Here is a 12,694-nt window from a genome sequence, read left to right as displayed (position 1 = left end):
CGGACTTGGCCCGAGCGATGTGGAGCCCGCTAACGGCCATAGGACTTCATCGCAATCCGGAGACTCATCACCTTGCCGATTTTCGCACGCAACCGTGTTTTATGAGCAACACCTGACCAATTCATTCGTAGAGAATGCGATCGTGACATCCGCATATATATGAATGAATATTCATCTGATCGTATTTTTCGTTGATCGACGGGGAATCGATATCGATGTCCCGATTGTTCCGCTCAAACTACATTCTTGTTATTGGCACGCCAAAGTGCGATTAATGTCGCATAATTTGGGGACGCATCATGACCGACAGCCGCAAGACAATTTTCCTGACCGGGGCCACCGGTAATATGGGCCGCGAGACGGTGAATCGCATTGCGGAAAAGGCGGACACGCTGCGCCTGCGAATATTGGTAAGGCCAGAGGAAAAGTCGCACCCGGTCGTCAAGGACGTCCAGCGCCGTGGTCTGGCCGAGGTCATATGGGGCGACCTCACCGACCCCGCCTCGATCCGTAAGGGGGTTGAGGCCGCCGATGTCGTGCTTCATGTCGGCGCTCTGGTGTCACCGCTTGCGGATCGCCTTCCGGCCGAGCTTGTGACCCGCGTCAACGTCGGCGGCGCGCAGAATATCGTCGATGCGATCCACGCGGTGGGCGACCCCAAGCAGACACGGCTCATCTATATCGGCACCATCGCCGAAACCGGCAGCCGCAATGCACCTGTGCATTGGGGGCGGACGGGCGATCCGATCAAGATCAGCGCCTATGATCATTATGCGGTCACAAAGACACAGGCTGAAGCGATCGTCGCACAAAGCGGCATCACCCATTGGGCATCGGTGCGCCAAAGCGGGATGGCGCATTTCGAAATGTGGAAGATTTTCGATCCGATCATGTTCCACAATCCGCTCAATGGCGTGTTCGAATGGTCTACCGCCAATGACAGCGGCCGCTTGATGGCGGCACTGTGCGGCGACGACGTGCCGGATGCATTCTGGCGCAATTTCTACAATCTGGGCGGCGGCGCGTCATCGCGCGTGGTGAATCATGAGTTCATGGAAAAATCCATGCCCAACTACCGCAAGGTGCTGAAACCGCACTGGTTTGCCACCCGCAATTTCCACGGCCAATGGTATGCCGACTCCGACCGGCTCGAAGCCTTGGTGCCCTTCCGTGAACAATCGCTCGATGAGTATTTTCGCGAAGCCCCACGGCATATGCCGTGGATCGCCCGCATGGTGCCCAAGCTGATGCCGGGTGTCATATCAAAACAGATCGAGAAACTGGCCAACGGGCCGGACGGCAGCCTCAACTGGTTCGCCACCAATAATGAAGCCAAGATCCGCGCCTATTTCGGATCGCGCGCGGCATGGGAAGCCATTCCCCGCAATTGGGCCGACTTCCACTTCGCCCAGCCTTCGCGGGAACCGACCCTGCTCGATCATGGCTATGACGAAAGTCGTTCGCCGGAAGACTGGCGGATCGATGATCTGAAGGCAGCGGCGGAATATCGCGGCGGCAAATATCTTGGCAACTCTTTCGATGGCCCGGATGTACCCGTCGAATGGCAGTCTGCCGTAGGCCATCGCTTCACGATGACGCCGCGTCTATACCTCCAGGGCGGTCATTGGTGCCCCGTCACCATGCTCGATACCACCGCCTATGAAGCGGAAGCGGCGCGCAATCCCTTCTTCGCGCAGGTATGGGGCGACGCCGCCGGTTAAGCCGGAGAAGATATAGGGAGAGGTGGAATGAAAACGACGCTTGTTTGCCTGGCTGCCGCATGGATTCTAGGGACCACGGCGGCGCCTGCCCAGCTGCCCGCCCCGTCGGAATTGCAGCAGGCGATCCCTCTTGGCACCGGCCCCGTGCCCGGGGGCAACGGACCTGAAATCTGGTTCGGCAAATCCGGCAACATGAGCGTCCGCAACACCAGCGAAGCCGCCTTGCTGCCTGTCCTGCCCGACCCGGCAAAAGCGACCGGCACTGCCATGGTCATTGCGCCGGGCGGCGGCTTCATGACGCTTTCCTGGGATCATGAGGGGATGGAGGTCGCTCGCCTGCTGGCCGATCAGGGCATCGCCGCGTTCGTGCTCAAATACCGGCTGGACCCGACCCCGCGCGACTGGCCAGCTTTCGGAAAGATGATGCAGGGCAGAATGACCGAATGGGTCGGCAAGCCCGGCGAAGGTCTGCGCATCGTCACGCCTCCTTATGCGATCGCCGATGGGATCGCGGCGCTGAAGCTCGTCCGCGCGCGTGCGGCGCAATGGCATGTCGATCCGACCAAGGTCGGCATGATCGGCTTTTCTGCTGGAGCGCGAACGACGATCCGCGTGACCATCGACGCGCCACCCGCCGACCGTCCCGCCTTCTCCGCCATGCTCTATCCGCCGATGGAAAAGGTGGACGTGCCCACCGACGCGTCGCCCGCCTTCGTGGCGATGGCGACCGACGACCCGCTGTCAGGACGCGCGGGCTACGGGCTCATCGAAAGCTGGATCGCTGCTCGCCGCCCGATTGAGTTCCACGCCTATCAACGTGGCGGTCATGGTTTCGGCCTGGGTGACAAGGGCACGGCCACACAAGGTTGGACGGAAGCGTTGTTCCGCTGGATCGACCTCAACGGCTTCGGGGCAAAAGAAGCCCCGAAGCGCTGAGTTCGCTGCCCCGTCCTAGGGCCGATCGAAATTCAGGAGATGGCGTGTCGAAAATGGTGGTTTTCCGTGAGCCGAAGCGCAGCGTACTCAAAGTACGTGAGCACCGGAAGCGCGGAGAACCGCCATTTGCAGGTCGCCAGAACTGAATGTCGATCGGCTCTAGCGTAACGGCACCTTCAGCTTGGTGGTGGCGCGGGTCAGCGGATAGCGCTTGCCATTCCACAGGAAATCCCCCGGCAACCCTGTCGGCCGGGTGATCTCGGCATTCAAGGTGCTTCCCGAAATTCGGTAGCGCACGCTGACCGGCCCCTGAGGCGTGGCAGCGGTTGCGGACAGGCTCTTGAGCGATCCCAACGCGGGCTCAACCTTCAACCGCGCATAGCCCGGCGCGTCAGGTCCAATCCCGGCCACAATACCCAACAAATCCGCGCTCGGGTGCGCGCTCCATGCATGGCTATCCGATCGCGTCGATTGGCCCTTGCCCCCCTGCCCCGCGTCGTCGCGCTCTTCCGGCCAGGTCGTGTAATGCATCGCCAGCAGATCACGCCACGTCTTGAGCATGTCGAGATAACGGTCGCTCTTCCCCGCATGGACCAGCGCCTGCGCCAGATACCAGGAGAAATAATAGCTGACGCTGGTGATCCCTTCCGACGCATCTATCCCTTTGCCCGGCACCATTATCCGGTCGATGATCGCCCCGGCCTCATCACGGCTCGCAACATCATAGAGGACGGCGAGCGCGTTCATATGCTGGCTGAATCGGTCGCCATCAGGATTATCGGCATAAAGACCGCGCGCCGGAACCCAGCACCGGTTGCGGATCGCTGCCTTCACCGTCTCGGCACGCGCGGCATAGCGCTGCGCCTGAGTGGCGTCGCCAAAAGCGGCCTCGATCGCGGCCCCCTGCTGGAGAGCGCCGAGCCAGCTGACGCTCATCAGGCAGCTTTCGTCCGTCTTGCCATAGGAAGGAAAGATGGTCCGATCGGTGGCGGACTGGCCAACCCAATCGATGAAGTTCCATTGCGGGTTCTTACCCAACAGGCCACTGGGGCGCCGGTAAGTCTCGAACCAGTCCAGAACCCGGCGCATGCGCGGGATGTTGCGGACGATGGGCGCGGGGTCAGGCTGGCGCAATCGCCAGTCATCCAGCATGCCGACCCACATCAGCGCGAAGGGCGCGATCACATTATTGCCGCGCGTCGGCCATGCGCCTTCCATAAGCCCGCCATCGACATCGGATGCAGCGAAGGCATCGATCGCCTGCTCGGCCAGACGAGGGTCCCCCGATACGGCATAGGAAATCAGCATCTGAAGGCGCGTGTCGCCCGCATATTGCAGCTGTTCCCAATAGGCCGTGTCCATATAGGTTTCATGCGCATCGACCCGCGCCGTGCGCCAGCCAATATCAAAAATCCGTGCAAGTTCAGGGTCATCGCTTTCAAACTTGCCGACCTCTTGGAACGGATAGCCAGTCTCGTACGCTCTTAGCCCCTCCAGCACCAACGGCTGATCCTTGGTCTCGACGGTGATTTCGACATAGCGCCATGTCCGCCACCATAGCGGGGCAAAACTGCGCTTTCCTCCATCAGCGATAAAGCTGTCCCATATGCCGATCGGCTTGCGATCCTCGATCAGGTTGCGGTCGCCCTTGCGGCCCTGAGCATCGTATAGCGCCTCGGTCCACAGCAGCTTGATCGCCGCCCCCTTCCCGTCGGACACGTCCAACTGAGGATAGGCCGACACCATCGCATCGCGCTGAATGAGCAAAGTCACCTTGCTGTTGGCCGGGATCGTCACCGCCCGCGCAGGAAAGGCCATGGCGGCAGGCAGGTCAGTCCGCACCACCTTGCCCGCTGCCACAGGCGTATAGGATTGCTGCGGCAGCCGGTCGGCCACCAGCGTCCGCTTCGCCGCATCGGGAGCGGGAACCGCGTCCTGCCAGCCCTCGCCCTTTTCCTGCGGCCCGGCGACATCGAAATCAGCCTTCGCCGCATCGATCTTCTCAGGGTTGCCCGCGACATAATACCATCGCTTCACCTGCCCCCAGCCATTGGCGAAGCCACGACCCTGGTCCCGCTTCACCCGCCACCCCTGCCGGTCGGTGGAAAGCTCCGCCGCCTCGCCTTCGCCGATCAGGCGAAACCCGGTCGCGACGCTCTGCTGGAACAGCGGCGCAGTGTTGGTGAACAGCGAGCTGCCCTGAGCCGCCGAAGCCTGCGCGGGCGTGGCATTGGTCGGCAGCTTCAGCGGCTGCACCCCGTTCCACACCGTCGCCGCGATGACGTTGACGCCTCGCTTCATATAGGGCGCAAGGTCGATGCTCTCCTCGCGCCAATGGGCGATGTCGCCCGTCGAAGGCCCTGTGGCCACTCTCACACCATTTACAAACAATATGAAACGGTTATCTGCCGTAGCTCGCACCTTATAAGAGCGCGGTTTGCCCGGCAGGTCGAGCGTGCGACGGAAATGCAGGACGATCGGGCGCACCGCTGGCCCCGCCTCCGCATGGCTGATCCAGCCCTCAGCGCCACCAGTCTGAGCGATAGCGGCGGGCGCAGCGCCCAACATCAGCGAAGCAGCCAGCAATGCGCCCATCCTCATCATTTCTTCTCCGGCGAAAGGGCGCGGGCCAACGCCGCATCGAGCGCGGCATTGAATTGCTGGGATATGGCCGCGCGCGGCACGATCAGCTGGAACCCATGGAAAGCGCCCGGTATCACCAGCAATTCGGTAGGGACATCCGCATCGATCAGGCGGCGGGCAAACTCCACATCCTCGTCCACGAACAGGTCGATGGACCCTACCCCGATAAAGGTCGGCGGAAGCCCATTGAGGTTCTTCACCCGCGCAGGCACCGCGCCTTCAGGCTGAGTGGCAGCGCCAGGCCGCCGCCCAAGCAGCGCCTGCCATCCCTTCCGGTTCCACTCCGCCGTCCAGATCAGCTGGCCGATATGCGGCGGCACAGGACGCGAAGAGCCCGTCCGATCGTCCAGCATGGGGTAGATAAGCGCCTGAAACGCGACCGGCACCTCGCCCCTGTCACGCGCCGCAATCGTCAGCATGGCAGCCAAGCCGCCACCCGCGCTTTCACCCATGACGACAATCCGCCTCGGATCGACGCCCAGCGCGGCGGCATTGCCGTGCAGCCATTTCAAACCCGCATAGGCATCTTCCAGAGGTCCGGGAAAACGCGTCTCCGGCGCCAACCGATATTGCACCGACACGATCACGCAGTTCAGCCGCTCGGCCAGGCTTTTGAGCGCGGGCAGATTTTCCCGCGCATCACCGCCGATGAAACCACCGCCATGGACAAAGAAGATGGCGCCCCGCGGCGCTCCCTGCTCGGCACCAGCGTTCACGACATAGACCGGCACCGGCGGATGCCCGCGCGATCCGGGTGCCTGGCGTTCCTCGACCCCTGCGGGCAGTGGGCCGAGCTTGGCAGGCTTGTACATCGCCCCGCTGCGCTGCGCCTGCATGATGCCGCGCGCGACCGGCCGCAACTCCGGATTGACCGACCTCAATCCTGTTTCCGGAGAAGGTACGACCGGCGCAGCCGCGATCAGCAGGCAGGATGCAATCGCGGCTGCGAAACGCCGCCCTCTCACCGTTGCGCCTCCAGTTTCGCTGGCCCCACCCATCCGGCGGGAACCGGCTTCAGCTTCTTGTAGATCTTGTCCTTGGGATCGATCATCGCATTCTGGGGTACGTTGGCGACAGCAACGCTGATGTCATTCTTGCCCGCGCGAACCAGCTTCGTCACATCGACGCGGAACGGTGCGCTGAACAGGGTAGGCAAGCTTTGCCCGTTGACCGTCACCGTGGCGACGTCGTGCACTTCGCCCAGATCCAGCATCACGCTTGTTCCCTTGGTCAGCCAGCCCGCATCGACATTGATCGTGCGCCTGTAGGTTCCCGTCCCTGCAAAGCGCGCCAGTTCAGGCACCTGCTGCCAGTCCTTCAGACTGATAGAGGCGAAATCCTGGCTATAGGGCTTGCGCTGGACATGACCGGTCGCCTGAAGCCGCCATCCATCCATGGGCAGCGTCATGCTGGCCACGCTAGCGGATGCAGGAACGGTCACAGCCTGCGTCTGCGGATCAAGCATCAGGAGCGCGCTTTCCCCCGCCGCCAGGCTAAGAGGCACGTCCGTCCCCTGCCCAGCGACGCGCGCCGACACAGGCGCAACCGTGCCGTTCATCGCATTCCACCGCGTCACGCCCCCCACTTCGGGCAGCGTCAGCGTCACCTGCCGTGCGGCCTCTCCTCTGTTGTACACAAAGGTCGCTGTGCGGCCGTCGACCTTCCGCTGGACGAAGTAAAGATCGGTCGCATCGCCGGAAAAGCGCAGATTGGCCGGAATCGCCGCTGCCCGCAGAGCATCGATCATGTCAGCGGCGGGAACGATCTTCGCTCCGGATTTCAGCGCGGCGGTCACTGCCTTCTTCACCCTCGCATCGCGCTGGCGAGCCTGGGCCAGCCCTTCATCCCGGCTCGGCGCCCGATCGGTGAAGAACACCGGCAGTCCCGCCTTCGCAAAACGCGCGATCGCCTCGGCTGTTTCTGCCTGAATGCCATCGATCGGCGGCAACACCAGCACCGGGTAGCGCTGGCCACCCTGCGAAACGAGCTGTTTCCCTTCGATCCGGGCATGAGCGATCGAATCCGGGTTGATCCGGTCGAAATCATATCCACCCGCCAGGAACGCCTTTTCCGCTGCCTGCTTGGCCGCGCCGTCATCCTCGATGCCGACATAATAGCCGTAGCGGCCATAGAAATAGGCGACCGGAACCACCGCCTCACCTGCCTGCATCACCGCCTGCAATCGGCCGATATAGCCCGCCAAAGGCTTCATCGCGGGCCAGATCGGATTGGTCTCGTTCAACATGCTGGAAAAGCCCCCGGCAAAGGGGCTTGGCTGGAAAGCGTGCCAGCCGGGCCAATCGTCCGCATGGAAGCGGTAATTATAACCATGCAGGATCATGGAGTTGACGCCACCCGCCATGAAGGCATCGACCCGACGCCGCATTTCGTCGGGCGTCACGTCATAAGGGCGATTCCCCCATGCCAGGCTTTCCGCCGATACGATTGGACGCCCATAGAGATGCGCGCCCGACCGGGCCATGCGCATGAAAAAAGGATCGCCTGAACCGGGCAGATCTTCGGTCTCCGGTATATCGACCAAACCATATCCCCGGATCGTATCGAAAGCGCCGCCATGCGCCTGGAACTTCGCCTTCAGGCCATGCGCATGGTTCCACGCGACGAAAGGCTGGATGAACCCCTCGATCATCATGTCGGAAACCGTGCGGCGATAGTCGGCGCGAACCCGTTCCGCCACATCGCTGTTCGCCGTGTCGAAATAGGGCGGCGACCAATGCTCGCTCCACGCCTGCATCCAACCGGGCTGGACAACGAAGGGCAGATAGGGCGTCAGGTCATATCCGCGCCGCTTCCTGAACTGTTGCAGCAATTCAGGTCCCCACTGAATATCCTGCATCAATTCCAGGCTGTCCACGAATGTCGATCGGATTCCGACCGGGTCATTCCCCAACGGATCACCGACGCGCGCCGCATGGGCTGCAAAGGCTTGCGGGTTCATATGATCCAGTATCAGCTGCGGCCCCTGCCCGGCCGCGCCCAGCACACCGACGTCGGACGCATATTGGCGGAACACGAAGATTTGCCAATCGCCGGGCGGCGGCGTCCAGTCGAGCGTGCCATCATCACGCAACTTGCTGGTCAGGAGCACGCTACTTGCAGGGTCCAGCGTGCCTGCCGTCACCACGTCCCGCCATGGCGTCAACGTCATGCCCATCGCGCCCGGCACGGACGGCTGAAGCACGGGCGCATTGCCCTTGACCGCCACGACCGCGACAGTGCGCGCCCGAGCCTCCATCCGCTTGCCCCAGTCGGCGACCTTCGGGTCCTTGACACGCGCATCGAACATACTGAGCGCACCCAGCCGCTTTGTGCGCTTGGGTATATTAAGCTTGATCGGACCAGCTTCGCCGCCCTTGACCTGGGTGCTGGCCATGGCGAGTTCGGTGAACGCCAGTTCCGGCGTGATGGCAAAGCCGCCGCCGGACGGCCAGGACGAACCCAGCGTATAGTCCAGCGTCAGGCCCAACGCCTTCGCCGCCTCCCCCGCAGCGCGGACATGGGCGAAGAAGGACGGCTCGGCATATTGGTCGACGCGTGCCTTCTCATCCGGCGTAAGCGTCACGAAATTGGGCGTGAAAGACTGAATCTCCGCACCGGCAAATCCGGTGTCCGCCATCAGCTTCAGCTCACGCTGCAATTCCTGATCCGTCACCGCATCGCCCGGCCACCACCAACGCAGCCGGGGCCGAGCATCGACGGGCGGGCTCTGGAAATGATCGTCCAGCGGACCTGCAAAGGCCGGAGCCTCGACAAGTGCAAGCATAGCTGTTGCGGCCAGCAGGCAGGTCTTGATCAAACGCTTCGCTGTCATGGCTCAGGGCCTCCGGATCATACGGTTCAGCCGCGCCGTGCCGGTCAGCACCGGATCAGCGGCGGATGTGCCCACCTCTACCTTGACGTCACCCGCTGGCACCACCCAACGCTGCGCCTTTGCATCGAAGTCCGCGAGCACGCGCATGTCCGCCGTAACCGTGACTTCCTTGCTTTCGCCGGGCTTGAGATTGGGCTTCGCCCACCCGATCAACCGCTTGGCCTTGCCCGGCCGGGTAACGTAGACCTGCGGCACGTCCGCACCGTCCCGCTGGCCGTTATTCACCACGGTGAAGCGGACAGACAGCGCCTTTCCGCCCGTGACCTTCAGCCCTTCATAGCGGAACTGCGTGTAGCTAAGACCGTAGCCGAAGGGGTAAAGCGGCTTCAGCCCCTTCTTGTCGAACCAGCGATAACCGGCGTCCGATCCTTCCGGATAGACGATGTCGAACGGCTTCAAACCCGCCTGAAGACCATAGACGGCGCGCGTTTCCTTATCTGCTGGCGGCGCGTCGGAGCCGGGAAGCACTGGATTGGGCAACTGATCGACGGAGGCCGGGAAGGTCACGGGCAGGTGACCGGACGGGTTGACCTTGCCGGTCAAAACCCGCGCAATGGCAGCGCCGCCACGCTGGCCACCATACCATGCCGACAGGATGGCCGGGACCTTGGCCTGCCAGGGCATCAGGACGGGGTTGCCGGTTTCCAGTACGACGACGGTCTTTCCGTTCACGCTCGCCACGGCGTCGATCAGGTCGTCCTGCCCCTCGCCCAGCGACAGGTCCTTGTGGTCGACGGCCTCGGTCGCGTACTTCTCCGCGAAAACGACAGCGATGTCGGCCGACTTCGCTGCCTGGACAGCGGCTGGCACATCCTTGCCGTCCAGATAGCTGACAGTCGCATTCGGAAACTCTGCGCGCAGGGCATCGAGCGGCGCCGTGCCCCCATAGCCGCGACGGGCAAAGCCAGCAGCGGGGCCGCTTTCCGCGCCCTTGGAAACGCGCTTCAGCCCGCCGACGGGATTGACCTGGCTCGACCCGCCGCCGCTCGGCACGCCAACATCGGCATTGCCTCCGACCACCAGGATCGTCTTCGCCGAAGCGGCCAGCGGCAGGATGCCACCCTCATTGCGCAGCAGGACGATGCCTTGCTCCGCCGCACGCTGCGCGATGTCGCCGTTGGCGTCATAGTCTATCGGCTGCCCCGGCTGTAGCGGCTTGTCGGCCACGCCATGGGCATAGATGGCGTAGAGCACGCGTCCGGCCGCCTTGTCGACCGCCGACTGCGGCACCTTCCCCGCCTTGACCGCTTCCACCATCAGGTCGGAAAAATAGCGCTTGCCGTCGATCTGCTCGCCTGATTGCTGATCAAGGCCTGCGATGATGGCTTCGGTCGAATGCACTGCGCCCCAGTCCGACATCACATAGCCCTTGAAGCCCCAATCGCGCCGCAGCACGTCGTTCAGCAGGAAAGGATTCTCGCAGGCGTATTTTCCATCGACGCGGTTATAGCCGCACATCACGGACCCCGGCTTGCCGCGTTCCATGCCGATCTGGAAAGCCAGCAGATCGCTCTCGCGCATCGCCTGCTCATCCATGTTCACCGATGCGATGTTGCGACCGGTTTCCTGATTGTTGAGCGCGAAATGCTTGATCGTGCCGATGATGTCATTGGACTGCACACCGCTGATCTGACTTCCGACCAGTTCGCCCGCCAGCAGCGGATCTTCGCCCAGATATTCGAAATTGCGGCCAGCGCGCGGGTCGCGCACCAGATTGACGCCGCCCACCAGCATCACGTTGAAACCCTTGGCCCGCGCCTCTGCACCAATCATTGCACCGCCCGCATGGGCGATTTCCGGGTCCCATGTGGACGCAAGCGAAAGCCCTGAGGGCAATGCCGTCGCCACATCGCCCTTGCGCATTTCCATCAGGTTGGACACGCCAAGGCTTGCGTCGCTTTCCACCAGCGTAGGAACGCCGAGATGCTCTACGCCTTCGATATATCCCGCGCTGACGGGTACTCCCTGCGGCCGCTTCGACGCAGGGACGAGGCCAGTCATGGGTCCGTGGATGAGCCGGATCTTCTCTTCACCCGTCATTTTCGACAGGGTCTCAGCCGCCCTGCGCTCAGGTGACTTCTGGGTATCGCGGGCATATCCCGCGACCGGCGTCAACATCGTCCCGGCGGCGGCAAGCAACAGGATGGATGAGGAATTCTTCATGATGTGCAGCCTCTCCGCTGGGGGGACATTTTCCGATTGTCGGCAGTTTACATTCTTACGTTCCAGGAGCGCACACGTCAATATTCGATCGGTGTCGTTCGATTTATTTCAGAAGGCCATTGCTTCCGCCCATGGCTTGAGTCAGAGATGCGGTCATGCCAGCCACGAAGACCGAGAAAGCATTCACCCCAAAACGCGGCCGACCCGACGCGAAACAGGTCGCCGCGATCGATCGTGCTATCCTGGCCACCGCCACCCGGATGTTCCTGGAACTGGGTTATGACGGCGTGGCGATGGAAAATATCGCTGCGGCCACCGGCGTTTCCAAAGGCACGCTGTACGCCCGCTATCCCTCGAAGGAAGCGTTGTTCACGACCGTCATCCATGATCGCGTCAAGCAATGGTCGCTTATGTCGGCAAGCCAGGATCATCTGCTGACCGATGACATTGCCGAACGCCTCCACCATCACGCGCAAGTGATCGCGCGATCGCTGCTTCAGCAGGAAGTGCACGCGTTCCAGGTCCTGACGCTCGCCAATCGTGAACGCTTCCCCGAACTCGCCCGCGCCATGTATGAAGCAGGCTATCTCTACATCGTGCGCCTTATCAGCGACGACATCAGCCAGGCTGCCGCGCGCGACGGCATTCCTGCCCGCGATCCGTCCGCGATCGCTCGACAGCTTGTAGCCGCCATCACTGGCTGGGAATTGCAGGAAAGCAGCGCCGGTCCGATCGTCGAAGCCGAACTGTTGGGCGCCGCCCGGAAAACCGTCGATCTTTTGATGGCCGCCCGCAAAAGCTGGTGACTTGAATTTAGCACGATATCGTGCGATATAGAAAATATTACAAACGGAGGATCCTGTTCCATGCGATTTTTGATTCTTGCTGCCGCTGCCCTGTCGCTCGCCACTCCGGCGCTGGCGGAAACTGCTGCTACCGCCAAGTACACCTCGGCCGACACCGAACTGGGCGTCCTGCTCGACAACCCCGCTGCCAAGGCGATTATCGAGAAGTACATTCCCGGCATGACCAGCAATGATCAGGTGGACATGGCCCGCGCCATGACGCTGAAGTCAATTCAGCAATATGCGCCTGATGATGTCACCGACGCCCGTCTGGCGGCGATCGACGCCGATCTGGCCAAGCTGCCCTAACGACAAAAAGCTCAGGCTTTATTGAGGGAAAAGGGGCGCGCAAGCGCCCTTTTTCTGTTGGGCACCCCTACCGCCTCATAAAAGAAAGGGCCGGTTTGTGGCCGGCCCAGGTAGGTGTAGGAGAGTGCCTGAAAGGCGCATCTAATTGAACATGCATGTTCGATAAGTCAAGCGACCGGCGAGCG

8 protein-coding genes are annotated in these 12,694 nt (G+C 62.2%); 4 read left to right on the top strand and 4 right to left on the bottom strand.

The features are described from left to right. The first annotated feature begins 299 nt into the window (after positions 1-299). Together ACZ5TB_RS14840 and ACZ5TB_RS14835 are read left to right on the top strand one after the other, a co-directional pair. Positions 300-1,721 (top strand): NAD-dependent epimerase/dehydratase family protein, encoded by a 1,422-nt coding sequence (locus ACZ5TB_RS14840; RefSeq protein WP_464793178.1) that lies wholly within the window; start codon positions 300-302, stop codon positions 1,719-1,721. 27 nt (positions 1,722-1,748) lie between these two features. Next, complete coding sequence (locus ACZ5TB_RS14835; protein WP_464793177.1) at positions 1,749-2,657, top strand: alpha/beta hydrolase; 909 nt, start codon at positions 1,749-1,751, stop codon at positions 2,655-2,657. A gap of 159 nt (positions 2,658-2,816) precedes the next feature. Here ACZ5TB_RS14835 and ACZ5TB_RS14830 read toward each other — a convergent pair whose 3' ends face one another. Genes ACZ5TB_RS14830 through ACZ5TB_RS14815 form a run of 4 tightly spaced genes read right to left on the bottom strand, consistent with a single transcriptional unit; the run spans position 2,817 to position 11,355 of the window. Further along, positions 2,817-5,261 carry an alpha-L-rhamnosidase-related protein gene (locus ACZ5TB_RS14830; RefSeq protein ID WP_464793176.1) on the bottom strand — a complete coding sequence of 815 codons (2,445 nt, stop codon included), beginning with the start codon at positions 5,259-5,261 and terminating at the stop codon, positions 2,817-2,819. Beyond that, positions 5,258-6,265, bottom strand: coding sequence for an alpha/beta hydrolase (locus ACZ5TB_RS14825; RefSeq protein WP_464793175.1), 1,008 nt, complete (start codon positions 6,263-6,265; stop codon positions 5,258-5,260). The genes ACZ5TB_RS14830 and ACZ5TB_RS14825 overlap by 4 nt, the downstream gene beginning before the upstream one ends. Continuing rightward, complete coding sequence (locus ACZ5TB_RS14820; RefSeq protein WP_464793174.1) at positions 6,262-9,132, bottom strand: glycosyl hydrolase; 2,871 nt, start codon at positions 9,130-9,132, stop codon at positions 6,262-6,264. The genes ACZ5TB_RS14825 and ACZ5TB_RS14820 overlap by 4 nt, the downstream gene beginning before the upstream one ends. 3 nt (positions 9,133-9,135) lie before the next feature. Continuing rightward, complete coding sequence (locus tag ACZ5TB_RS14815; protein WP_464793173.1) at positions 9,136-11,355, bottom strand: glycoside hydrolase family 3 C-terminal domain-containing protein; 2,220 nt, start codon at positions 11,353-11,355, stop codon at positions 9,136-9,138. Positions 11,356-11,510: 155 nt separating this feature from the next. On the opposite strand from ACZ5TB_RS14815, the gene ACZ5TB_RS14810 reads away from it, so the two are divergent. Then, positions 11,511-12,161 carry a TetR/AcrR family transcriptional regulator gene (locus tag ACZ5TB_RS14810; protein ID WP_464780329.1) on the top strand — a complete coding sequence of 217 codons (651 nt, stop codon included), beginning with the start codon at positions 11,511-11,513 and terminating at the stop codon, positions 12,159-12,161. A 60-nt stretch (positions 12,162-12,221) separates the two neighbouring features. Then, on the top strand, positions 12,222-12,509 hold the full coding sequence (locus tag ACZ5TB_RS14805; protein WP_464780330.1) for a hypothetical protein: 288 nt from the start codon (positions 12,222-12,224) through the stop codon (positions 12,507-12,509). Positions 12,510-12,694: the final 185 nt, after the last annotated feature.

It is taken from the genome of Sphingobium sp. TomTYG74, assembly GCF_055393875.1.
This window is presented reverse-complemented; position numbering and strand designations above follow the sequence as displayed.

What these genes read in the sequence shown, in the direction of transcription:
- ACZ5TB_RS14810 (WP_464780329.1), top strand. Translation starts at nt 11,511, where the DNA reads ATGCCAGCCACGAAGACCGAGAAAGCATTCACCCCAAAACGCGGCCGA.
- ACZ5TB_RS14830 (WP_464793176.1), bottom strand. Translation starts at nt 5,261, where the DNA reads ATGATGAGGATGGGCGCATTGCTGGCTGCTTCGCTGATGTTGGGCGCT.
- ACZ5TB_RS14840 (WP_464793178.1), top strand. Translation starts at nt 300, where the DNA reads ATGACCGACAGCCGCAAGACAATTTTCCTGACCGGGGCCACCGGTAAT.
- ACZ5TB_RS14820 (WP_464793174.1), bottom strand. Translation starts at nt 9,132, where the DNA reads ATGACAGCGAAGCGTTTGATCAAGACCTGCCTGCTGGCCGCAACAGCT.
- ACZ5TB_RS14805 (WP_464780330.1), top strand. Translation starts at nt 12,222, where the DNA reads ATGCGATTTTTGATTCTTGCTGCCGCTGCCCTGTCGCTCGCCACTCCG.
- ACZ5TB_RS14835 (WP_464793177.1), top strand. Translation starts at nt 1,749, where the DNA reads ATGAAAACGACGCTTGTTTGCCTGGCTGCCGCATGGATTCTAGGGACC.
- ACZ5TB_RS14815 (WP_464793173.1), bottom strand. Translation starts at nt 11,355, where the DNA reads ATGAAGAATTCCTCATCCATCCTGTTGCTTGCCGCCGCCGGGACGATG.